Genomic DNA, 23791 nt, shown 5'->3' with positions numbered 1-23791 from the left:
GCTTGATATGTGGTGAGGCTTCTAGTACAATCCGCCGCCGGAGTTGACCGGGTAGTCGCTGCTTCGTTGATGTCCTTCTTCCACGTGTTGGGGGAGACTGACGAAGGGGAGGAAAGTCCGGGCTCCATAGAGCAGGGTGCCAGGTAACGCCTGGGGGGCGCAAGCCCACGACAAGTGCAGCAGAGAGAAGACCGCCGATGGCTCCTTAGGGAGAACAGGTAAGGGTGAAAGGGTGCGGTAAGAGCGCACCGGGCGACTAGCAATAGTTCGTTGCAAGGTAAACTCCACCCGGAGCAAGACCAAATAGGCCTCCACATTGCGTTGCTCGCGTAAGGAGGCGGGTAGGTTGCTGGAGCCAGTGAGCGATTGCTGGCCTAGACGAATGGCTACCGCCGCGCAAGCGGAACAGAACCCGGCTTACGTGTCGACTCCCCCAATAAGAAAGCCCACTGCGCATGCAGTGGGCTTTTCGCATTCTATAAGCCTTTCAAAAAAATCTATTACCAAAGTCCTATGCTCAAAAACATTGAATATTGTGGAACTCTGCTAATATTAAATTGTGAGTAAAAAGTCACAACAAAATAACAAAACTAACAATATTGGCTAGGGGAATATAATATGTTCCGCAATATAACGTCGGGTTTATCTTTATCGCTTGCCGTACTCTTGTTCAGTGGTTTAGCTAATGGGGCTGGAGAGCAAAGCAGTACCCAGAGCTTCGAACAAGCCAGGAATACTATTGTTGTTGGTCGGGTAAGTACTAATCCCAAAAAGCACTATAAACATCAGAAACTACTGGTTGATTACCTTGCAAAAAACCTGAGTGAATTTGGAATCACTGAAGGCAAAATTCTATTTGCCAAAAATAATGAGCAAATGATTCGATACATCAAGCAGGGCAAAATTGATCTGATTACTGAAACTGTCTTTTCTGCAACTGAGTTTAAGAATCGGGCGGGAGCAGAGATGGTTTTACGTCGATGGAAGAAAGGTGTTCCTGAGTACTCATCCCTGATTTTTGCCAGAAAAGACAGCGGTATAAAATCTTTTGACGATTTAGTTGGAAAAACCATCGCTTTTCAGGATGCTGGTTCCAGCACCGCTTTCTTCATCCCAGCCGCGCTTTTAATTCAGTCAGGTTTTCAGCTGGTGCCTTTGGATAACCCACGAGAAAGTACCCCTCCAGGGACTATAGGGTATGTGTTTGCAAACAAGGAAATAAACATATCAGCCTGGGTTCATAAAGGTATCGTAGCTGCCGGCGCACTTAGCGATCTGGATTGGGATAATGAAGAAGACTTACCAGAAAACTTTCGTGCAGACAGTGTCATTATTTACGAAAGTGTACCGTTTCCTCGCAGTGTCGAACTGTTTAGACCGGATATGGACTCTGCGTTAAAGCAGAGAATTACCGAACTTCTGTTGACTGCACATGAAACAGAAGAAGGTAAAAATGCACTCAGGGCTTATCAGAAAACGACTAAGTTTGATGAGCTATCCGCTCATGAAGAAAGCCTCCTTTTAATTGATGATTTGGTGAAAATAGTGACAGAGCAACTATAGCGAGTACTACATTTTCACTTCGTTATCTCAGGGAGGGTTTAGATGGCGATTTTCAAATATAAGCTAGGAATGCAAGGGCGATTTATTGTAGGCAGTATAGTGTCTGTGACACTTATCATTGCGGTAATTTCTTTTGTGCAGCTATACAATTTCAACGTTACTTCCGATCGAGTTTTGGCTCAGAGCGTAGAAGACACTAAAAGTAGTTTACTTGCGCAAGCTAAAAAAAGAGGGAAGAGCTTGTTAGACTACTTATCAGTGTCTCTGATCAACCCAATCTATCAGTATGATCTGGAGGCGACATACAACTTAATTAAGCCTCTATTTTCGAATGAAGAGATCAAAACCATTGTGGTGTTTGATGACAAAGGAAAAATCTTTCACGATGGTGTAGAAACCATACCAACTTATGGCGAGGTGATAGAGCAGAGAAGTTTGTTAGATAAGGTATTGATAGATAAAGAGCCCTACTTATACATAGAAACAGATACCATCACTATGGCCCAGCCGATACTAATCTCAGATAAAGCTTTGGGTGGCGTATTGTTGGTTTGGTCTCTGGATTCCATACACCATGATATTTACTCCATAACCGCACACATAAATGCCACTGCAGATACTGGTTTTAAAAACATCGTCATAGCATTGGTTATTACTGCAGCAACAGCTGGATTGGCCGGCATACTTGTCTCTATTGCTTTATCTCGTTCCTTAATTGTTCCGATACAAGCTTTGGTTAAGCACACGCAAAAAATCGTCAAAGGGGACTTTGATAGTAAAAACAAAGTGGAACGGGATGATGAAATTGGCGAGCTGGCTAGTGCCTTTAATGAGATGGGTAGAAGTCTTAAGCGACAAACTCAGGAGATTTCATTCCTGGCATATCATGATTCACTGACGAAGCTTCCAAATCGAAATCAGTTCTTCAGACAGTTGAGCCAGTTAATTTCCAGAAAAGAAACAAATGAAATTTTCTCGGTTCTGTTTTTAGATCTGGATGAGTTTAAGTTTGTGAACGATAACTACGGTCACGAGACTGGGGATCAGTTGCTGTGTGACGTAGCAGAACGTATAGCCAAGAACCTTAGAGGCGGACAACTTATTCTGGAAAACATGTCACCAGCACCAGAGTTTGTTGCCAGAATCGGTGGTGATGAGTTCTTAATCTGTCTGCCAGATGTCGCTGACAACATAAGCGCTACTAAGGTAGCAAACAGACTTATTCAGGCTATTCAGAAACCCATTCAGGTTCAAGATAAAGAGATCATCATTGCAGCCAGTATTGGAATTGCAAACTATCCAAATGATGGTACTTCTGCAGAGGAACTGATTAAAAACGCAGACATTGCGATGTATAAGGCAAAAAGTATGGGGAAAAATACATTTGCCAACTTTGATCAGTTACTCAATCTACAGGTTAAAAACAGAATGGTGGTGGAGCGAGACTTACGTAAAGCCATTGATGAAGGTATGGAACAATTTGAATTATGGTTTCAGCCTCAGTTTGCGCTGAACTCAACGGAGTTAGTCGGTGCAGAAGCATTGATTCGCTGGCGTCATCCTGAGAAAGGATTAGTGCCTCCGGATGAGTTTATCGGCATTGCTGAAGAGTGTGGTTTAATTATTCCAATAGGAGATTGGGTGATTGATGAAGCATGCGAACAACTGAAGATTTGGCAAAAATACTGCTCGGAGAAATTTCATTTGGCGGTAAACCTGTCAGCAAGGCAGGTCTATCGTTCTAACTTAGTCGAAAAACTGGACAAAGCTTTAAGAAAACATCAGTTAACACCAGATCAGCTACATGCTGAAGTAACGGAAAGTATTCTGATAAAGGATGAATCTGTTGCCAAAAACGTTTTGGATAATATTAGAGAGTTAGGAATACAACTCTGGCTGGACGACTTTGGAACAGGCTACTCATCTCTATCTTACTTGAGGAGCTTTGATTTTGATGGTGTGAAAATTGATAGAAGCTTTGTTTCCGATATCGAGGTTGATAATTTTGATCGTGCGTTAACTTCAGCGGTTATTGATATGGCTAAAGGCCTAAACATCGCTGTTGTAGCTGAGGGCGTTGAAACAAAACTTCAAGCTGAGTTTCTGGCTGAGAAAGGTTGTGACATCGCTCAGGGATACTATTACAGCAAACCGCTACCCGCTTTCGAGTTTGAAACAGAGTATTTTGGCTTACTAGAACAACGAAACTACCTGTAACGGTATTAGTTGCATATGAATTATACTTCCCCATTTGCAGAAATTTGACTGCAAATAACATATTAAAGCTAGCCACATTAGTGCAAATCAGTACACTATTACCCTGCTTTATTTAATATGAAGATCAGCGGCCACGCTGATGATGTAAGCCTTCGAAGGATAATGAGTTCCAATCATGACTGAATCGTTCCAACATATCTCTGTTTTACTTAATGAATCTATTGACGGTCTGGATATTAAACCAGATGGTATCTACATCGATGGAACTTTTGGTCGTGGCGGGCATAGCCGAAACATATTATCCAGATTGGGTGAAAATGGTCGCTTATACAGCATTGACCGCGATCCTACTGCAATCGCAGAAGCTAAAAAAATAGATGACCCTCGCTTTACTATTATTCATGGACCTTTTTCAGGCATGGCTGAATATGCCGAAGAGTACGGTATTGCAGGGAAAGTCGACGGGGTTTTGCTGGACCTTGGTGTATCGTCTCCTCAGCTTGATGATGCCGAGCGAGGCTTCAGCTTTATGAAGGATGGTCCTCTTGATATGCGTATGGACCCAACCTCAGGTATTCCTGCTTCTCAGTGGCTACTTGAAGCAGATTTAGACGATATAACTTGGGTGCTTAGACAGTTTGGTGAAGAGAAGTTTGCCCGTCGTATAGCTCGCGCAATAATTGAACATCGTGAAGATGATGAGAAAGAACCACTGACTCGCACTAGCGAGCTAGCGAAGTTGATTTCGGATGTGTCACCATCCCGTGAAAAGAAAAAACATCCGGCGACTCGCAGTTTTCAAGCGATCCGAATCTACATCAATAGTGAGCTGGAAGAGATCGATACTGCACTAAAAGGTGCGTTAAGTATTTTGGCTCCTGAAGGTCGCCTTTCAGTTATCAGCTTCCACTCTCTTGAAGATCGCATGGTGAAACGTTTTATGCGCAAAGAAAGTAAAGGGCCGGAGGTTCCTCACGGAATTCCTTTAACGGAAGATCAAATTAAAGAGCTTGGCAGTGCAAAGCTTAAGACTGTGGGCAAAGCAATCATGCCTTCGAAAGAAGAGGTTGAGGTTAATAACCGCTCACGGAGCTCTGTTCTGAGAATTGCTGAGAAACTTTAATGCTCCTTAGTCGATTCAAGAAAAGAGCTACTACAGAAGAAGCGCCAGATAGGGCTAATCAGCCCAATCTGGCGAGATTGATCTTAAAGGACATTTTTACAGTTGGTCGACTTCCATTGCTGATGCTTATCGTTATTTTTACGCTTGCAATGGGAGTGGTATTCAGTACGCATCATACCCGCCAGGCAGTCACAGAAAAGAACCTGACCTTACAAGAAAGGGACAGGTTGGATAACGAATGGCGCAACTTAATTTTGGAAGAAAATGCATTATCAGAGCATAGCCGCGTACAGGCTGTGGCGGAAAAAGATCTCGAAATGATTCGCCCAGATGCAGATAAAGAAGTCTCGGTATCTCTGCAATGATTGGAAACAAGAAAAAAACACCTCCCAAAAGGTCCAGAAACAATACCGGTAAAAAAAGTACCGATAAAAAAGCCTCTCGCAATAAATCAGCGAATAAACGAGTTGTAAAAAAAGAACCAGAGTCGTTACTTATCAAGTGGCGTCTATATGTTGTTTTGGGTTTTGTTGTATTTGCATTTTTTGCCCTTGTTGGTCGGGCTGCTTACATTCAGGTCATAGAGCCAGATAACCTGATTCGTCAAGGAGATATGCGATCGGTCCGTGTTAAGGCTTTACCTTCAGCTCGTGGGATCATCTCAGATAGAAATGATGAACAGCTTGCCGTGAGTGTGCCTGTTCAGGCTGTATGGGCTGATCCAGTGGCGATATACAAAGCTGGTGGTATTCAGGAAAGAGAACGTTGGTATGCACTTGCCGATGTTCTGAGTCTTGACCGTGAAGGCTTGATCAAAAAAATCGAAAAGAATAAGAAGCGTCGTTTTATATACCTTCAGCGTCAGGTTAGCCCTGCAATGGCGAACTACATTAAAGAGCTGAAACTTAAAGGAGTCGGCCTTAATAATGAGTCTCGTCGGTATTACCCTTCTGGTGAAGTAAGTGCTCACGTGATCGGTGTGACTGGTATTGACGACAAAGGTCTCGAAGGTGTCGAGAGAAGTTATGATTCCTGGTTAACGGGTGAAGCGGGAAAGCAAACTATCCGTAAGGACCGATACGGGCGTGTGGTTGAGAATATTTCTTTGAATGAACGTAAGGAAGGCAAACCGCTTCGTCTTACAATTGACCAACGTTTACAGGCAATCGCATACAGAGCGATAAAACAATCTGTCGCTGACCACAGGGCAACATCTGGATCCATCGTTATTTTGGATGTAGAGACTGGCGAGATTCTCGCGATGGTGAATGCGCCTTCCTACAACCCGAACAACCGTGAACAGCTGCAAAGCTTCCGAATGCGCAACCGTACTATAACCGATGCATTGGAGCCAGGCTCAACGGTGAAACCATTTGTTGTTCTTGCAGCGCTTGAGAATGATGTGGCCGATTCGAACACCGTGATTGATACCGGAAACGGCATCATGCAGATTGGCGGTAGCCGCGTACGTGATACCTCAAAAATTGGTAAAGCAGACCTGCCAACCATCTTGAAGAAATCCAGTAACATCGGTGTAGCGAAACTTGCATTGGATATGCCTCTGGAAGCTTTGCTTGGGATGTATAGCTCGGTAGGTTTTGGTTCGACATCAGGAATTAATCTTATTGGTGAAACCGAGGGTATTTTCCCTAACCGACGTCGTTGGTCGCAGTTTGAAATAGCCACACTAGCGTTTGGTTATGGTTTATCAGTGACACCTGTTCAGCTTGCTCATGCTTATGCCACGTTGGGCAGTTATGGCATGTATCGCCCTCTGCACGTTGTAGAAGGTAATAAACACGATCGATCTCGTCAGGTAGTGGACAAAGAAAACGCAAAATACGTTCTGGAAATGCTTGAGAAGGTGACACAAGAAGGTGGTACTGCAACTCGTGCCGCGGTTCCGGGGTACAGAATCGCAGCAAAAACTGGTACGTCACGAAAGGCGACCGCAGGTGGATACAGTGATGAGTATGTTGCGGTGGTCGCTGGGGTGGCTCCTGTGAGTAAACCCAAGGTCGCTATGGTTGTGATTGTTAACGAGCCACAAGGCGACCTTTATTACGGTGGTTCAGTCGCGGGACCAGTTTTTTCTAAAGTAATGAAATCGACCCTACAGGTGCTGAACATTGCGCCAGATGCAAAGTAAAAACAGAGAATAATAACAATGACATTAACGCTTAATTCCCTTATTTCACCTTGGTTACAAATTGAAGACGAAGAGTTTGCAAACCAAGAAGTGACCTCATTGGAGCTTGATAGCCGTAAGGTTATGTTGGGCTCGACTTTTATTGCTGTTGTGGGGCATGCCATAGATGGGCGAACGTTTATAGAAAAAGCGGTCGAGAATGGCGCAAATTCCGTTATCGCTCAGGCATGTGAAAGCAAAAAACATGGATTGATTGAATTCGTAAATCACTGCCCGGTGATTTACATTCAGGATTTAGATAAGAACCTTTCTGCGCTGGCGGACAGGCTTTACCCAAAGAAACCTGCATTGATAGGTGTTACTGGCACCAATGGGAAGACAACGATCACGCAACTTATCGCACAGTGGATGACGTTGATAGGCAAAAAAGCTTCAGTGATGGGAACAACTGGGAATGGCTTTCTTGAAAATTTACAGCCAGCAGTAAACACAACAGGTAGCGCAATTGAAATTCAAAAAACATTGAATGAACTTGCCAGCCAAAGTGCAGAATATACGGCACTTGAGGTTTCCTCTCATGGTTTGGTCCAAGGAAGAGTTAAAACACTTCCTTTCTCAGCAGGCGTCTTTACTAACTTGAGTCGTGATCACCTCGATTATCATGGCACCATGGAAGAGTATGCTAACGCGAAGATGCAGCTTTTTACTGGACACCAATGCGAGCATGCCATCATCAATGCCGACGATGTGGTCGGCGAAGCCTGGCTTAACTCTCTTACCGATTCGATAGCGGTTTCTTTAATAAAAAAGCCAGAACAGAAAAAAGCGATTTGGGCGAAAGAGGTCGTTTACTCAGAGAGTGGCATTACCATAAGCTTTGATGGCTACTGGGGTTCTGGTGAGTTAAAAGCGCCATTAATTGGTGCATTCAATGCATCGAACTTAATGCTGGCATTCGCAACATTACTGGCTTTAGGGTTTTCCAGCTCTGATTTAATTGCCAGCTCTCCAAGGTTGCAGCCTGTAGTAGGGCGTATGGAACTGTTCAAAACCTCTGGCAGAGCGAAGATCGTTGTAGACTATGCACACACTCCGGATGCTCTGGAAAAAGCGCTCTCTGCCTTACGAGTTCACTGTAAAGCGAATCTGTGGGCTATTTTCGGTTGCGGTGGTGACAGAGATAAAGGCAAACGCCCTATGATGGCGAGCATTGCCGAGAAGTTGGCAGATAAAGCAATACTGACAGATGATAACCCTCGCAGTGAAAACGCCGAGCTGATAGTTAAAGATATGCTGGCAGGAATGAACAAACCTGAAGATGCGATTGTCAGACATGACAGATATGAGGCTTTACTGTATGCCACTGAGCGAGCAGGGGAAGAGGATATTATTCTTCTTGCCGGAAAAGGACATGAAGACTATCAGGTATTAAACGGTGAGACGATTCACTATTCTGATAGAGAGTCAGCAATGAAGATTTTAGGATTAGTGGAATGATCTCAACATCACTAAATGAAATTGGACAGGTACTGCAAGCGACTTTGGTTGGCGATGACTGTCCCATCAATGCAGTATCAACGGATACCCGAACGCTTTCTGATGGTGCGCTTTTTGTTGCACTGATTGGTGAGAGATTCGATGCTCACGACTTTGCGCTACAAGCGAAAGAAAACGGAGCAAGTGCATTATTGGTAAGTCGAGAGTTGCCTGTTGAGCTTCCTCAGTTAATTGTAAAAGATACGCTTATTGCGCTTGGTGAACTTGGCTCTTGGGTTCACAAACAGTGTGATATCCAGACGCTAGCTATCACCGGCAGTTGTGGGAAAACCACTGTTAAAGAGATGGTCGCTTCTATCCTAAAGCAAAAGGGAGAAGTACTGGCAACTGCGGGTAACTTTAACAATGACATTGGCTGCCCTTTGACTTTGCTGCGCTCAGAACCCAAGCACGATTACGCAGTGGTTGAACTCGGTGCCAATCATATAGGAGAGATTGCTTACACTACGGCTTTGGTAAAACCATCCGTAGCATTGGTGAATAATGTCGCTGAATCTCACCTGGAAGGTTTCGGTTCAATGGATGGCGTTAAGCAAGCGAAAGGCGAAATTTATCAGGGGTTGAACGCTGGTGACACTGCGATTGTTAATCTGGATAGTAACGGTGAACAATTCTGGCAAACGGTGCTAAGTGACAAAAGTGTAGTCACTTTTTCTGCCAATGATCAAACAGCAGATTTTTACCCAACCGACATTTCGATTAATGATCTGGGTGAAGCTTCCTTTGCTCTGAACACACCACAAGGTGAGATTGATGTAAGTTTGGGGCTTGTTGGCCTTCACAATGTTTCTAATGCATTGGCAGCAGCAGCACTCACAACTAGTTTTGGTGCGTCACTAGAGGAAGTTCGTTCAGGTTTGGCCGAGCTTTCTAATGTTAAAGGACGAGTAGAAACCCATCAGTTAACAGAGAAGGTTAAGTTAATAGACGACAGCTATAATGCCAGTGTTCCTGCTATGAAAGCCGCGGTAGACCTGCTTTCAACATATTCAGGTCAAAGGTGGCTCATTTTGGGCTATATGGCTGAACTAGGTGAGGAAAGTCTTGCACTTCATCGTCAAGTCGGGGAACATGCAGCACCATTTAAGTTCGAGCATGTACTTACTTTTGGTGAAGATACCAAGGTAATTAGTGAGGTATGTAATGGCTTGCATTTTGACACGCATGACGAACTTCTGACATATGTAGAACAAAATTTATACAAAAGCTCTGACCAGGTGCATACTCTTTTAGTTAAGGGAGCAAACAGTGCTCGTATGAGTACGGTAGCGGAAGCTTTGAAGGAGAACTTTAAATGATTATTTGGCTTGCTGAATTAATACAGCCATATTTTTCGTTTTTTCGATTATTTGAGTACCTGTCGTTTCGCTCAATTCTGAGTGTTTTGACTGCATTAGGACTGTCCTTGTGGATGGGACCGAGACTGATAGCTCGCTTGCAACTACTGCAAATTGGACAGGTTGTACGAAATGATGGCCCTGAATCGCACTTTAGTAAGCGTGGAACGCCAACGATGGGGGGAGTGATGATTCTCGCTTCTATCGTGGTAAGTGTGTTGCTTTGGTCGGACTTATCTAACCCGTATGTCTGGGCTGTAATGGTGGTACTTCTGGGCTATGGTGCTGTTGGTTTTGTAGACGATTATCGAAAAGTAGTAAGAAAAGATCCTGCAGGTTTAATCGCGCGCTGGAAGTATTTCTGGCAATCAGCTATTGCGATTGTGGTGGCATTTGCTCTATATGTGCACGGAAAAGATACTGCTGCGACTCAGTTAGTTGTTCCTTTCTTTAAAGACATCATGCCTCAGCTCGGCGTGTTGTACATCATTTTGACTTACTTTGTTATCGTGGGCACAAGTAATGCCGTAAACCTGACAGATGGTTTGGACGGTCTTGCTATTCTTCCAACCGTATTGGTTTCTGGTGGTTTTGCTTTTATTGCCTGGGCCACTGGTAACGTGAACTTCGCAGCTTATCTGCACATTCCATACATTCCGCACGCAAGTGAGCTTGTTATTTTCTGTGCTGCTATGGTTGGTGCAGGGCTTGGATTCCTTTGGTTCAACACGTATCCAGCCCAGGTATTTATGGGGGACGTAGGCTCTTTGGCGCTTGGCGGGGCACTCGGAACGATCGCTGTACTGGTAAGGCAAGAGTTTGTTCTGGTGATTATGGGTGGTGTGTTTGTAATGGAAACATTATCGGTCATTCTTCAGGTTGGCTCATATAAGCTTCGAGGCCAGCGCGTGTTCCGTATGGCACCGATTCATCACCACTATGAGTTAAAAGGCTGGCCGGAACCTCGCGTCATTGTTCGTTTCTGGATTATTTCTATTGTTCTTGTACTGATCGGGTTAGCAACACTTAAGGTTCGTTAATTAATGGATAGATGGAACAATATAAATAAGGTTGTTGTACTAGGGCTCGGTATTACCGGGCTCTCTGTCGTTAACTACCTGCTAAAAATGCCCAAATCACTTTCGATTAAAGTGATTGATACAAGAGAAAATCCTCCTGGTAAAGAAGAACTGAACAGCAGTGTTGAGCTTCATACCGGAAGCTGGAATATGGAATGGCTGCTAGAAGCCGATATGATTGTGGCGAACCCAGGCATTGCGCTGGCAACACCTGAACTCAAGCAAGTTGCCGAAAAGAACATTCCGATTGTCGGGGATATTGAACTTTTTGCCTGGGCAGCTGAGGCCCCGATCATCGCCATTACCGGTTCGAACGGAAAAAGCACGGTTACAGATTTAACGGGTGTCATGGCAAAAGCGGCAGGATTAAAAGTCGGAGTTGGAGGAAACATTGGTGTTCCAGCCCTGGAGCTTTTAAATGATCCTTGTGAACTGTATGTCCTGGAGCTCTCGAGTTTTCAGCTGGAAACTACCTCGTCTCTGCAACTCAAAGCTGCGGCTTTTCTAAACCTTTCTGAAGATCATATGGATCGTTATGAAGGGAAGTTATCTCTATATAAAAAAGCCAAGCAACGTATCTTTGCTAATGCCGATTATGCGGTGGTGAACAGAGATGACCCAGAGACTTTCCCGGAACAGTTTGATGGTGAAGTCGTCACATTTGGGTTTGATGAGAAAGAGTTCGGCTTATCGCAGGGTAATGGTTGTGAATACCTTAGCGATCACGGAACTCAGGTTTTGGCGACATCTGAACTGAGTCTGGTTGGAAAGCATAATATTGCCAATGTATTGACTGTACTGGCACTGCTAAAATGCGCAGGTATAGATTACACACAAGCATTTGATGCATTAAAAAGATACAAAGGGCTAACACACCGTTGTCAGCTCGTAGTAGAGAGGAATGGCGTTCGCTGGGTCAATGATTCAAAAGCGACGAATGTAGCGAGCACCTTGGCTGCGCTTTCAGGTTTAGATTGCTCAGGAACATTGCATTTATTAGTGGGTGGTGTTGGCAAAGGAGCCGATTTTTCTGAACTTGCACCAGTATTGGCGAAGTTAAGTGTGAAGCTTTATTGTTATGGTGAAGACGGAGACGAGTTCTTGAAACTTCACCCATCGGCTACTCGCTGGGTCTCTATTGAAGAGATCGTGGGCTCTGTTTCTCAGGAAGTGCAATCAGGTGACATGGTTATGCTATCTCCTGCTTGTGCTAGTTTTGATCAGTTTAAAAACTTTATGGCCAGAGGGGATGCTTTTGCTCAACTGGCAGAGCAGTATTCGTAGTAAGACGTTGTAGTTAAGTGTAGGTAAGTTTGTAGTGGCGATAAAAAGATGGCTAGGAAGAGTGGGTGATTGGGGAGCAGATTCTGTTCCTGAAGCGCTGTTTGATCGTCAGTTAGTATGGATTGCTATAGGGTTAATGTTAACCGGGTTAGTGATGGTGACATCCGCTTCCTTCCCGATCAGTACCAGGCTAACCGGACAGCCATTTCACTTTATGTTTCGTCATGCCATCTTTATTGGGCTTGCTCTTTGTACGGCAGCAACCGTATTGCAGGTTCCGATGAGGCGCTGGTTGCGTTTTAGCACCATTTTATTAGGAATATCTCTCTCCCTACTAATTGTCGTCCTTCTTTTTGGTAAATCAGTAAATGGCGCTTCAAGATGGATTCCTCTGGGGCTATTTAACCTTCAGCCCGCCGAAGTGGCTAAGCTTTCCCTGTTTATCTTTATGGCGGGCTATCTGGTTCGAAAGCGAGATGAGGTGAGAGAGAAGTTCTTTGATGGCTTCTTTAAACCCTTAATCGTATTTCTTGTATTTGCCATGTTGCTTTTAGGGCAGCCGGACCTTGGTACGGTTGTTGTAATGCTTGTCACAATATTCGGTATGTTGTTTATCGCAGGGGCTAAACTCTGGCAGTTTATCGCGTTGATGATGGCGGGTGTAGCCGGTGTTGTTGTTCTGATATTTGCTGAACCTTACCGTATGCGTCGTGTTACGTCGTTTTGGGACCCGTGGGAAGACCCATTCGGGAGCGGTTATCAGTTAACTCAATCCCTTATGGCGTTTGGCCGAGGTGAATGGTTTGGACAAGGTCTAGGGAACTCTATTCAAAAACTAGAGTATCTTCCAGAAGCACATACCGATTTTGTATTTGCTGTTATAGGTGAAGAGCTTGGTTTTATTGGTGTGATACTGGTATTAATGCTGATTTTTTCTCTGGTGATAAAAGCGGTATTGATTGGTAAAAAAGCGTTAGAAGCGGAAGAACAATTTGGTGGTTACTTAGCATTTGGTATTGGAATCTGGTTTGCTTTCCAGACTTTGGTGAATGTTGGGGCTGCTGCGGGCTTAGTACCAACCAAGGGACTCACCTTGCCATTGATCAGTTACGGTGGCTCCAGCCTGATAATCATGACTACAGCGGTTTCGATATTGTTGAGAATTGATCACGAGTTAAGACTCAATCAAACAATAACACCAGAAAATAATCAAAAGGAAAATGAAGATAATAATGAAGAAGAATAAACGTCTATTGGTTATGGCTGGTGGTACTGGAGGACATGTTTTTCCGGGGTTGGCGGTAGCAAAACAGCTTCAGTCTGAAGGTTGGGAAATCCGCTGGCTGGGTACTGAAGATCGTATGGAAGCAGAACTGGTTCCTAAACACGGTATCGAGATCGATTTTATAAAGGTTAAAGGGCTTCGCGGTCAGGGTATCGCTAAGCTGATTAAAGCACCATTCCAGATCATTAATGCCATTTTTCAGGCAAGAACTCATATCAAACGATGGAAACCCGATGTGGTTTTAGGTATGGGAGGTTATGTAAGTGGACCGGGAGGCGTTGCAGCCAGAATCGAAGGAATTCCCTTGGTTTTACATGAGCAGAATGCCGTTGCGGGTCTGACAAATCAGTGGCTATCAAAAATCGCTAAAAAAGTCTTTCAGGCTTTCCCTGGAGCTTTCCCTAACGCAGAAGTTGTTGGCAACCCAGTAAGAGAAGATGTTGTCTCCATTCCTTCACCAGAGAAGAGGTTAGAAGGGCGTGAAGGTGATATCCGTATTCTTGTTATGGGGGGCAGCCAAGGGGCAAGAATTCTTAATACAACACTGCCTGATGTATTAGCTAAGTTAGGTTCTGGCTATACCGTTCGTCATCAGGCGGGAAAGAATAATCAGCAAGAAGTTGAAGGGCTCTACCAGGCTGCAGGTTTTGAAAGCGTGGAAGTTACCGAGTTTATTGACGATGTATCTGAAGCATACGAATGGGCTGATTTACTTGTTTGCCGTTCTGGAGCGTTAACGGTATCGGAAGTCTCAGCGGCTGGTGTTGGCGCAATTTTTGTCCCATTTATGCACAAAGACAGACAGCAAGCACTAAATGCAGATCATTTGGTTGAGTGTGGTGCCGCTTTAATGGTAGAACAGCCCGAATTGTCTGTTGATAAACTGGCAGGTATTATTGCAGGCTTATCCCGAGAAGAATTAACAGCAATGTCAAACAAGGCTCGTGCAGCCGCAAAGACAGATGCAGATAAGACCGTTGCAAAAGCGATTGCTGCCTTAACAAACTAATTGAGAAACAGTGAATGACTATTGAACATACCCAAAATATTTCCCAGATCCGCGCAGTAGTACCAGAAATGCGCAGGGTGAAGACTATCCATTTCGTAGGCATCGGTGGTGCCGGAATGAGTGGTATTGCGGAAGTTCTTCTCAATGAAGGGTATGAAATAACGGGTTCTGACATTGCTGAAAACCCAGTTACAGAAAGACTGACTAACAAGGGTGCGAAGGTCTACATAGGTCATCAGGCATCAAATGTAGAAAAAGCGAGTGTTGTGGTTGTATCTACGGCAATCAAAGTGGACAACCCTGAATTGGTCGCAGCGAAAGAGATGCGCATTCCTGTAGTAAGACGAGCAGAGATGCTTGCTGAGTTGATGCGCTTCAGGCACGGTATCGCTGTCGCTGGTACTCACGGAAAAACCACGACGACAGCTCTGGTTACCCAGATTTATTCAGAGGCAGGGCTTGATCCAACCTTCGTTAATGGTGGATTGGTAAAAAGCGCTGGTACAAACGCACGTCTGGGTTCTAGCAGAATTTTAATTGCTGAAGCAGACGAGAGCGATGCGTCTTTTCTTCACCTACAGCCGATGGTTAGCATCGTTACAAATATTGAAGCAGACCATATGGAAACCTATGGTGGCGACTTTGAGACGTTAAAACAGACTTTTATCGACTTTTTGCACAATCTACCGTTTTACGGACAAGCGATCGTTTGTGTTGATGATCCTGTTGTTCGTGAACTTATTCCTAGCATTAGCCGCCAGGTCATTACATACGGTTTCTCTGAAGATGCTGATGTACGTATTGAAAACTATCGTCAGGAAGGGCAACAGGGCAAATTTACCGTTATTCGTGAAGGTAAGGATGCTTTAGATATCACGCTGAACATCCCGGGTCGTCACAATGCACTCAATGCATCTGCTGCAATTGCCGTTGCGACAGAAGATGATATTGACGATGAAGCTATCTTGCGAGCTATGGCTGGCACGCAGGGGACAGGTCGTCGCTTTGAACATCTGGGTGAGTTTGAGACAGGAAATGGCCAGGTGATGCTGGTGGATGATTACGGTCATCACCCAAGTGAAGTTGATGTAACTATTCAGGCTGCAAGAGCAGGTTGGGAAGACAAGCGGTTGGTTATGATTTTCCAACCTCATCGTTACAGCCGAACTCGTGACCTTTATGATGATTTTGCGAATGTGCTGGAAAACGTTGATGTGTTGATTATGCTCGATGTTTACTCCGCAGGAGAGAAGCCTATTAATGGTGCAGATGGTCGATCGTTGTGCAGAACAATTCGCAGTCGGGGTAAGATTGATCCGATTTTTGTTCCGAATATGAATGCTTTACCATCGGTTTTAGCAAACATAATGCAAGATAATGACTTAGTACTTACACAAGGTGCTGGCGATGTTGGTAAAGTCGCTAAACAACTAGCTTCACTCAAGCTTGATATCAAAAACATGAAGTCTGAGTAATTAAAACCTCACACATTCTCTAATATTACGCATTTTTGGGTAGATAGTTTGTGTGTGCTTTGTATAATTCCAATGGCTTTAAAAAGATTTAATCCAATCTGACTAAAGTTGCTAAGCTTCGAGTTATATAAAAAAGCGAAAAGATAGCGATATTGAATTAAGAATGAATAGTGCAGTTGGTATCGATGACTCGAATCAGGCAATAAACAGAATAAAACAGCACGCTTTAGGCGGTGCTTTTTTGCTTTTTGTTCTGCTTTCTGTTGGTACTCTGCTCTATTCCACAATAAGCTGGATGCTGGATGAACAGCGTCTACCCCTGTCAAAGCTTGTGCTTCAGGGTGAGCTTGAATATATCGCTCCAGAAGATGTACGAACTGCATTGGCGAGCTTAGACCATCTGGGTACGTTTATGTCTCAGGATGTTAATGTACTGCAAAGGGCTATTACCGAACTTCCGTGGGTTGCACAAGCATCAATACGGAAACAATGGCCGGATATTATCAAGGTCTATCTGGTAGAGCATAAAGCTTCGGCTATCTGGAACGGCAACGCATTGCTAAATGAGCACGGTGATGTATTCGAAGCAGACGTAGCTCAGTTAAAAGAAGACAGAGTAAAACTTTATGGCCCTACAGACAGTGAGCATAGAGTATTAGAGACCTGGCGAAAGGTAACTCCTCTGTTTTCCTCTCTCGAACTTTCAGTCACTTCCGTGGTGCTGAATGACAGACGAGCGTGGCAGATGATTCTGGACAATGGTATACGTCTGGAGTTAGGGAAAGAATCTTTAGATGAGAGGTTGGATCGATTTGCTTCTCTCTATACGCAATTAGGGAACAAGGCTGCACAAGTTAGCTATATTGACTTGCGGTATGATACGGGAGCTGCGATAGGGTGGTTTCCGGAAGAAGATTTAGCACAAGAGAGTACAGATGACTAAGACTGCTGACGATAACATCATTGTCGGTCTTGATATAGGCACAGCTAGCGTATCAGCCCTTGTCGGTGAATTACTACCAGACGGGCAGATCAATATACTTGGCGCAGGAAGCAGCCCGTCCAGAGGTATGGACAAGGGTGGCGTAAACGATCTTGAATCGGTAGTTAAATCGGTTCAACGCGCAGTTGATCAGGCCGAGATGATGGCCGAATGCAAAATCAGCAATGTTTATATTTCACTATCGGGTAAACACATTGCAAGCCGGATAGAGAAAGGAATGGGGGCTATCTCAGAAGAAGAAGTTTCCCAGGATGATATGGACCGTGTTATTCACACGGCTAAATCGATCAAAATTGGGGAAGAGCAACGAATTTTGCATGTGATTCCTCAGGAATTTACGATCGATTATCAAGAAGGTATTAAAAATCCGCTTGGTTTGTCTGGTGTACGTATGGAAGTAAGTGTGCACCTTATCTCCTGTCATAGTGATATGGCGAGGAACATTATTAAAGCGGTAGAGCGCTGTGGCCTTAAAGTAGAACAGCTGGTTTTCTCTGGGTTGGCTGCGAGTAATGCGGTTATCACTGAAGATGAGAGAGAGCTTGGTGTCTGCGTTGTTGATATCGGCGCAGGTACCATGGATGTTTCTATCTGGACTGGTGGCGCGCTACGTCATACTGAAGTATTCTCCTATGCAGGAAATGCAGTCACCAGTGATATTGCCTTTGCTTTTGGTACACCAGTTGGTGATGCGGAAGATATTAAGGTACGCTATGGCTGTGCGTTAAGTGAACTGGTCAGCAAAGATGATACAGTAAACGTACCTAGCGTAGGTGGTCGACCTTCAAGAACATTAAAGCGTCAGGAATTGTCTGGCGTCATTGAAGCCCGATATGCAGAGTTGATGGGTTTCATAAATCAATCAGTTAATTCAGTTCAGGCCAAGCTGAGAGAAGAAAATATCAAGCACCATCTGGCTGCTGGTATTGTCTTAACCGGTGGGGCATCACAGATTGAAGGCATGGTTGAATGTGCTGAACGAGTGTTCGGTGCAAACAGAGTACGAATAGGTAAGCCTCTGGAAGTGAGTGGGCTTACCGATTATGTTAAAGAGCCGTACCACGCTACGGCAGTTGGATTACTTCATTACGCAAAAGATAGTCAAACAAATGACGACAGTGAATATAGTGAACCAAAGAGTTCCTCATTCTCTGGATTATTTAGTAGAATGCGTAATTGGATACAAAAAGAGTTTTAACCTGAGAGCAGGATAAACGGAGATAACACATGTTTGAACCGATGATGGAAATGTCTGACGATGCGGTAATTAAAGTCGTTGGAGTTGGTGGCGGCGGCGGTAACGCTGTAGAACACATGGTTCGTGAGTCAATCGAAGGCGTTGATTTTATTAGCGTAAACACTGATGCACAGGCACTACGTAAAGCGAGTGTGAATTCAGTAATCCAGATTGGTGTTGATATCACCAAAGGTCTGGGTGCTGGTGCAAACCCTCAGGTAGGTCGTGATTCAGCTCTCGAAGATAAAGAAAAGATTAAAGAAGCAATCTCTGGTGCCGATATGGTATTTATCGCAGCCGGTATGGGTGGCGGTACAGGTACAGGTGCAGCTCCGGTTATTGCTGAGGTAGCGAAGGAACTAAATATCCTTACTGTTGCCGTAGTAACGAAGCCATTTGGATTTGAAGGCAAAAAGCGTCTGGCATTTGCTGAACAAGGTATTGAAGAGTTATCGAAACATGTCGATTCTTTGATCACCATTCCAAATGAGAAATTATTAAAGGTATATGGACGCAGTGTAACCTTGCTAGAAGCTTTTGGTTATGCGAATGATGTACTTAAGAACGCTGTACAGGGCATCGCTGAGCTAATCACTCGCCCAGGTATGATTAACGTGGACTTCGCGGACGTTAGAACAGTAATGTCTGAAATGGGCCACGCAATGATGGGTAGCGGTGTTGCTAAAGGTGAAGAACGTGCAGAAGAAGCAGCTGAAGCGGCAATCTCTTCTCCACTTCTTGAAGATATTGATTTGGCTGGTGCACGAGGCGTACTGGTAAATATTACTGCTGGTCTGGATATGCGTCTGGACGAATTTGAAACGGTAGGTAATACAGTTAAAGCCTTCGCTTCCGATAACGCGACAGTAGTTATCGGTACGTCACTAGACCCAGATATGACAGATGAATTCCGCGTAACAGTTGTTGCAACTGGTATCGGAAGTGACAAAAAGCCTGAGATAACTTTGGTAGCAGGTTCGGCAGCTAAGCCAAAACCAGCACCTCAGATAGCTCAGCCAGCTGCACCGCAACAGCCAGCAGCTGCAAAAGTTGAAGAGAAAGCGGCACAACCTTTGCATCAAAAACCAGAGGTAAAACCGCAACCGGCAGCCCCGTCCAATGCAACTTCTACTGTGAATAACGGTCAGAGTGCTGCAGCTAAGACGGAGAAGGAGAGCGGCTACCTGGATATTCCGGCATTTTTACGTCGTCAAGCTGACTAAAAATCCGGCAAATTTGACTGAGGTCTTATTTGTGATATTATCTGCGGCCGGTTTCATAGCTGGCCGTGATTTGTAGCACTTAACTTGAGGCATGGTAAATGATCAGACAACGTACTCTGAAAGAAATCGTAAAAACGACTGGGGTTGGTTTACACTCCGGGCGTAAAGTTACGCTTACCCTGCGTCCTGCAGCTGCAAATACAGGTATCATTTATCGTCGTACCGACTTGGAACCAGCTGTCGATTTTCCGGCGGATCCTGACTCAGTTCGCGATACAATGCTATGTACAGCACTGGTTAATGACGAAGGCGTTAGAATTTCGACGGTTGAACACTTAAATGCAGCGCTTGCTGGTATGGGTGTTGATAACGTAATCATCGAAGTGGATGCTCCTGAGATTCCAATTATGGACGGGAGTGCGAGTCCATTCGTATACCTAATCCAGTCAGCTGGTATTGAAGTGCTTAATACGCCAAAGCGCTTTATCCGAATCAAGAAGCCAGTACGAGTAGAAGACGGTGACAAGTGGGCCGAGCTAGTGCCTTACAACGGTTTCCGTATGGACTTCGAAATAGACTTTAACCATCCTGCAATTGAATCAGACGAACAGCGCATGCTGTTTGATTTCTCTTCAAACGCATTTGTTAAAGATATCTCTCGAGCGCGTACTTTTGGCTTCATGAAAGATATTGAGTACTTGCAGTCACAAAACCTGTGTCTTGGTGGTAGCTTCGATTGTGCAATCGTATTGGACGAATACCGAATCTTGAACGAAGAAGGTCTTCGCTTTGATAATGAATTTGTAACTCACAAAGTATTAGATGCTATTGGCGATTTATACATGGGTGGCCACAGTATTGTTGGTGAGCTTCGTGCTTTCAAATCAGGTCATGGTCTGAACAACAAGCTTCTTAGAGCTGTAATGGCAAATCAAGAAGCATGGGAATGGGCAACATTCGAAGAAGAAGTTGGTTCACCAGTCGCATTTGCAGAGCCAAATATGGTTCTTGCTTAATAAGCTAATTTTCGAAAAAGCCAGACATGATGTCTGGCTTTTTTATTGCCTATTTTTTGTAGTTGGGATCTTTGGAGTGATCTTTCTTGCTCAATTCTCTTTAAATAGGATCATTATTGCCACCTTTCGGAAAAAAACGGCCATTCCCCTTCCCTTAATATTGCCCAATTTATGTGCATTTTGTGATGAGAGATTGCTTGCGAATTGGGCAGATTAGACAAAATTTTTAAGGCTGCTCAAACTAATCGCAATCCTAATGGTCGGGGATGAAATAATCCCTTAATATATGGCGCATTATTTTGACCAAGGCTTGAAAACTCTACGCTTCACCACAATATCAAGAGTCACAGGATTTATTCTCAGTATTCTTAGTGATAGAGACTGACAGCATTTTTAGGCTACGTAAGCCAGATAACAAGAGATTCACAACAAATGATAACTAAGCTACTGACAAAGGTAATTGGCAGTCGCAATGACAGAACTCTGCGACGATTAAGAAAAATTGTAAAACAGATCAACAACTACGAGCCTGACTTCGAAGCACTTTCAGACGAAGAGCTAAAAGCTAAAACAGTTGAGTTTCGTGAGCGCCTTGAGAAAGGTGAAACTCTTGATCAGTTACTACCAGAAGCTTTCGCTACAGTAAGAGAAGCCTCTAAGCGCGTATATGGTATGCGTCACTTTGATGTTCAGCTGATTGGTGGCATGGTTTTAAACAATGGCCAGATTGCAGAGATGCGTACTGGTGAAGGTAAAACACTTACAGCAACATTACCTGCTTACCTTAATGCACTTCCAAGTAAAGGTGTTCACATCGTAACAGTGAACGACTATCTTGCGAAGCGAGATGCGGAAACCAACCGCCCACTATTTGAGTTCCTTGGCATGACCGTTGGTGTGAACGTGCCAAATATGGCTCCACCAGAGAAACAAGCTGCATACCGTTGTGATGTTCTTTACGGTACAAACAACGAATTCGGTTTTGACTACCTTCGTGACAACATGGCCTTCAGAAATGAGGATCGCGTTCAACGCGACCGTTTCTTTGCGGTTGTCGATGAAGTTGACTCCATCCTTATCGATGAAGCTCGTACTCCACTGATCATTTCTGGTCCGGCAGAAGATAGCTCGGAGCTATACACTCGTATTAACACGCTGATCCCTAGCCTTGAAAAACAAGATCAAGAAGACTCAGAAGAGTATCGCGGTGATGGTCACTACACAGTAGATGAGAAGTCCAAGCAGGTTCACCTTACTGAAACTGGTCAGGAGTTTGTTGAAGAGCTTTTGACTAAGAATGGTCTGATGGAAGAGGGCGATACGCTTTACTCACCGGCTAACATTAGCCTTCTTCACCATGTTAATGCTGCACTTCGTGCGCACGTACTATTTGAAAGAGACGTTGATTACATCGTTAAAGATGGCGAAGTGATTATCGTTGACGAACATACTGGTCGTACTATGCCAGGTCGTCGTTGGTCTGAAGGTCTTCACCAAGCTGTTGAAGCTAAAGAAGGCGTTAAGATTCAGAACGAAAACCAGACTCTTGCATCGATTACGTTCCAGAACTACTTCCGTTTGTATGAAAAACTGTCTGGTATGACAGGTACCGCAGATACGGAAGCATTCGAATTTCAGTCTATTTACGGCCTGGAAACGGTAGTTATCCCAACAAACAAGCCAATGATTCGTGATGATATGGCGGATGTGGTTTACCGTACTGAAGCTGAAAAATTCAACGCAATCATCGAAGATATCAAAGAGCGTGTAGCCAAAGGTCAGCCAATTCTTGTTGGTACTGTTTCTATTGAGAAGTCAGAGCTTCTATCTAACGCACTGAAGAAAGCGAAAATTAAGCACAACGTACTTAATGCCAAGTTCCACGAACAAGAAGCGGACATCGTAGCAAACGCTGGTGCGTCGTCTGCAGTAACTATCGCAACCAACATGGCTGGTCGTGGTACAGATATCGTGCTAGGTGGTAGCTGGCAGGCAGAAGTCGCTAAGCTTGAAAACCATTCTGATGAACAAGTTGCTAAGATCAAAGAAGACTGGCAGGTTCGTCACGATGCGGTACTAGAATCGGGTGGTCTGCATATTATTGGTACAGAGCGTCACGAATCTCGTCGTATCGATAACCAGCTACGTGGTCGTTCTGGTCGTCAGGGTGATGCAGGTTCTTCTCGTTTCTACCTGTCTATGGAAGATTCGCTACTTCGTATCTTTACATCAGACCGAATGGCTGGACTTATCCAGAGTGGTATGGATGAAGGTGAAGCGATTGAAAGTCGTATGCTTTCCCGCTCTATCGAAAAAGCACAGCGTAAAGTTGAAGGTCGTAACTTCGATATTCGTAAGCAGCTTCTTGAGTTTGACGACGTAGCTAACGATCAGCGTAAAGTCGTTTACGAACTGCGTGATGAACTGATGAGCGTAGATGACATCAGCGAAATGATTACTCATAACCGTGAAGATGTGTTTGCATCGGTTGTTGATGAGTATATCCCGCCACAGTCTCTGGAAGAAATGTGGGATGTTGCCGGCCTTGAAGAGCGTCTGAAGAATGACTTTGATCTGGATGCGCCGGTTCAGGCATGGCTGGATGAAGACGACAAGCTTTATGAAGAAGCGCTTCGTGAAAAGATTCTGGAACAAGCGGTTGCTGTATACAAAGGTAAAGAAGAGACTGTAGGTGAACAGGTTCTGCGTAACTTTGAAAAATCAGTGATGCTGCAAACACTCGACAACCTATGGAAAGAGCACCTTGCGGCAATGGATCACCTCCGCCAGGGTATTCATCTACGTGGTTACGCACAGAAGAACCCTAAGCAAGAGTACAAGCGCGAGTCGTTTGAACTGTTTGAGAATTTGCTTGAGACACTGAAGTTTGATGTTATCCAGATCCTGAGTAAGGTTCGAGTTCAGCAACAAGAAGAAGTTGAGCGTATGGAAGCACAGCGTCGTGCTCAGGCGGAAGAAGCTGCACGTCGTCAGCAGTTCCAACACCAGGCGGCTGAAAACCAGCTTGATGATGGTGAGCAAGAGCAAGGCCAAAATGCACCGCAGCGACCTGTTGTACGTGAAGGAGAAAAGGTCGGTCGTAACGATCCTTGTCCTTGTGGCTCAGGTAAGAAATACAAGCAATGTCACGGTAAGCTTAGTTAAATAAGGTTTACTGACAGAAGATATAAGCCTATTAGCTTGTAAAAGTTGGTAGGCTTTTTTATGGAATCA

General features: G+C 44.4%; 17 protein-coding genes and 1 other RNA gene. All 18 read left to right on the top strand.

Going from position 1 to position 23791, the window contains the following annotated elements; all coding sequences use genetic code 11:
* Window positions 1-39 precede the first annotated feature (39 nt).
* The 18 genes from rnpB (at window position 40) to secA (ending at window position 23722) form a co-directional block, all read left to right on the top strand.
* Window positions 40-436, top strand: an RNA gene (rnpB, locus tag SNR28_RS23935) — RNase P RNA component class A.
* Window positions 437-618: 182 nt separating this feature from the next.
* Window positions 619-1563 carry a phosphate/phosphite/phosphonate ABC transporter substrate-binding protein gene (locus tag SNR28_RS23930; RefSeq protein ID WP_375751386.1) on the top strand — a complete coding sequence of 315 codons (945 nt, stop codon included), beginning with the start codon at window positions 619-621 and terminating at the stop codon, window positions 1561-1563.
* A 42-nt stretch (window positions 1564-1605) separates the two neighbouring features.
* Entirely contained in the window at window positions 1606-3780 is a 2175-nt protein-coding gene (locus tag SNR28_RS23925) for an EAL domain-containing protein (RefSeq protein ID WP_375751385.1), read from the top strand.
* Between the two features lie 175 nt (window positions 3781-3955).
* On the top strand, window positions 3956-4903 hold the full coding sequence (gene rsmH / locus SNR28_RS23920; protein ID WP_375751384.1) for a 16S rRNA (cytosine(1402)-N(4))-methyltransferase RsmH: 948 nt from the start codon (window positions 3956-3958) through the stop codon (window positions 4901-4903).
* On the top strand, window positions 4903-5268 hold the full coding sequence (gene ftsL / locus SNR28_RS23915) for a cell division protein FtsL (RefSeq protein WP_375751383.1): 366 nt from the start codon (window positions 4903-4905) through the stop codon (window positions 5266-5268). Before rsmH ends, ftsL begins: the two co-directional genes overlap by 1 nt.
* Window positions 5265-7052 carry a penicillin-binding transpeptidase domain-containing protein gene (locus tag SNR28_RS23910; protein ID WP_375751382.1) on the top strand — a complete coding sequence of 596 codons (1788 nt, stop codon included), beginning with the start codon at window positions 5265-5267 and terminating at the stop codon, window positions 7050-7052. The genes ftsL and SNR28_RS23910 overlap by 4 nt, the downstream gene beginning before the upstream one ends.
* A gap of 12 nt (window positions 7053-7064) precedes the next feature.
* Window positions 7065-8549 (top strand): UDP-N-acetylmuramoyl-L-alanyl-D-glutamate--2,6-diaminopimelate ligase, encoded by a 1485-nt coding sequence (murE, locus tag SNR28_RS23905; protein ID WP_375754164.1) that lies wholly within the window; start codon window positions 7065-7067, stop codon window positions 8547-8549.
* Window positions 8546-9907 (top strand): UDP-N-acetylmuramoyl-tripeptide--D-alanyl-D-alanine ligase, encoded by a 1362-nt coding sequence (gene murF, locus SNR28_RS23900; protein ID WP_375751381.1) that lies wholly within the window; start codon window positions 8546-8548, stop codon window positions 9905-9907. The genes murE and murF overlap by 4 nt, the downstream gene beginning before the upstream one ends.
* The gene (gene mraY, locus SNR28_RS23895) at window positions 9904-10986 is read left to right on the top strand and encodes a phospho-N-acetylmuramoyl-pentapeptide-transferase (RefSeq protein ID WP_375751380.1); all 1083 of its coding nucleotides are present in this window, start codon (window positions 9904-9906) and stop codon (window positions 10984-10986) included. The genes murF and mraY overlap by 4 nt, the downstream gene beginning before the upstream one ends.
* Before the next feature lie 3 nt (window positions 10987-10989).
* The gene (gene murD, locus SNR28_RS23890; protein WP_375751379.1) at window positions 10990-12309 is read left to right on the top strand and encodes a UDP-N-acetylmuramoyl-L-alanine--D-glutamate ligase; all 1320 of its coding nucleotides are present in this window, start codon (window positions 10990-10992) and stop codon (window positions 12307-12309) included.
* Window positions 12310-12343: 34 nt separating this feature from the next.
* Window positions 12344-13555, top strand: coding sequence for a cell division protein FtsW (gene ftsW / locus SNR28_RS23885; protein WP_375751378.1), 1212 nt, complete (start codon window positions 12344-12346; stop codon window positions 13553-13555).
* On the top strand, window positions 13542-14603 hold the full coding sequence (murG, locus tag SNR28_RS23880; RefSeq protein ID WP_375751377.1) for an undecaprenyldiphospho-muramoylpentapeptide beta-N-acetylglucosaminyltransferase: 1062 nt from the start codon (window positions 13542-13544) through the stop codon (window positions 14601-14603). Before ftsW ends, murG begins: the two co-directional genes overlap by 14 nt.
* Window positions 14604-14617: 14 nt before the next feature.
* Window positions 14618-16078, top strand: coding sequence for a UDP-N-acetylmuramate--L-alanine ligase (gene murC / locus SNR28_RS23875; protein WP_375751376.1), 1461 nt, complete (start codon window positions 14618-14620; stop codon window positions 16076-16078).
* A gap of 163 nt (window positions 16079-16241) precedes the next feature.
* Complete coding sequence (locus tag SNR28_RS23870) at window positions 16242-17021, top strand: cell division protein FtsQ/DivIB (protein WP_375751375.1); 780 nt, start codon at window positions 16242-16244, stop codon at window positions 17019-17021.
* The gene (gene ftsA / locus SNR28_RS23865) at window positions 17014-18279 is read left to right on the top strand and encodes a cell division protein FtsA (protein WP_375751374.1); all 1266 of its coding nucleotides are present in this window, start codon (window positions 17014-17016) and stop codon (window positions 18277-18279) included. Before SNR28_RS23870 ends, ftsA begins: the two co-directional genes overlap by 8 nt.
* Window positions 18280-18308: 29 nt before the next feature.
* The gene (ftsZ, locus tag SNR28_RS23860) at window positions 18309-19541 is read left to right on the top strand and encodes a cell division protein FtsZ (protein WP_375751373.1); all 1233 of its coding nucleotides are present in this window, start codon (window positions 18309-18311) and stop codon (window positions 19539-19541) included.
* Window positions 19542-19639: 98 nt separating this feature from the next.
* Window positions 19640-20557, top strand: a complete 918-nt coding sequence (gene lpxC / locus SNR28_RS23855) for a UDP-3-O-acyl-N-acetylglucosamine deacetylase (RefSeq protein WP_375751372.1) — start codon at window positions 19640-19642, stop codon at window positions 20555-20557.
* 432 nt (window positions 20558-20989) lie between these two features.
* Entirely contained in the window at window positions 20990-23722 is a 2733-nt protein-coding gene (gene secA, locus SNR28_RS23850; protein WP_375751371.1) for a preprotein translocase subunit SecA, read from the top strand.
* The last annotated feature ends 69 nt before the right edge of the window (window positions 23723-23791 follow it).

It is taken from the genome of Vibrio iocasae, from assembly GCF_042245395.1.
Lineage (GTDB): Bacteria > Pseudomonadota > Gammaproteobacteria > Enterobacterales > Vibrionaceae > Vibrio > Vibrio iocasae.
Note: the sequence above shows the minus strand (reverse complement) of the source record. Positions and strands in the feature narration are given on the sequence as shown.

What these genes read in the sequence shown, in the direction of transcription:
- SNR28_RS23930 (WP_375751386.1), top strand. Translation starts at nt 619, where the DNA reads ATGTTCCGCAATATAACGTCGGGTTTATCTTTATCGCTTGCCGTACTC.
- SNR28_RS23925 (WP_375751385.1), top strand. Translation starts at nt 1,606, where the DNA reads ATGGCGATTTTCAAATATAAGCTAGGAATGCAAGGGCGATTTATTGTA.
- rsmH (WP_375751384.1), top strand. Translation starts at nt 3,956, where the DNA reads ATGACTGAATCGTTCCAACATATCTCTGTTTTACTTAATGAATCTATT.
- ftsL (WP_375751383.1), top strand. Translation starts at nt 4,903, where the DNA reads ATGCTCCTTAGTCGATTCAAGAAAAGAGCTACTACAGAAGAAGCGCCA.
- SNR28_RS23910 (WP_375751382.1), top strand. Translation starts at nt 5,265, where the DNA reads ATGATTGGAAACAAGAAAAAAACACCTCCCAAAAGGTCCAGAAACAAT.
- murF (WP_375751381.1), top strand. Translation starts at nt 8,546, where the DNA reads ATGATCTCAACATCACTAAATGAAATTGGACAGGTACTGCAAGCGACT.
- mraY (WP_375751380.1), top strand. Translation starts at nt 9,904, where the DNA reads ATGATTATTTGGCTTGCTGAATTAATACAGCCATATTTTTCGTTTTTT.
- murD (WP_375751379.1), top strand. Translation starts at nt 10,990, where the DNA reads ATGGATAGATGGAACAATATAAATAAGGTTGTTGTACTAGGGCTCGGT.
- murG (WP_375751377.1), top strand. Translation starts at nt 13,542, where the DNA reads ATGAAGAAGAATAAACGTCTATTGGTTATGGCTGGTGGTACTGGAGGA.
- murC (WP_375751376.1), top strand. Translation starts at nt 14,618, where the DNA reads ATGACTATTGAACATACCCAAAATATTTCCCAGATCCGCGCAGTAGTA.
- SNR28_RS23870 (WP_375751375.1), top strand. Translation starts at nt 16,242, where the DNA reads ATGAATAGTGCAGTTGGTATCGATGACTCGAATCAGGCAATAAACAGA.
- ftsA (WP_375751374.1), top strand. Translation starts at nt 17,014, where the DNA reads ATGACTAAGACTGCTGACGATAACATCATTGTCGGTCTTGATATAGGC.
- ftsZ (WP_375751373.1), top strand. Translation starts at nt 18,309, where the DNA reads ATGTTTGAACCGATGATGGAAATGTCTGACGATGCGGTAATTAAAGTC.
- lpxC (WP_375751372.1), top strand. Translation starts at nt 19,640, where the DNA reads ATGATCAGACAACGTACTCTGAAAGAAATCGTAAAAACGACTGGGGTT.
- secA (WP_375751371.1), top strand. Translation starts at nt 20,990, where the DNA reads ATGATAACTAAGCTACTGACAAAGGTAATTGGCAGTCGCAATGACAGA.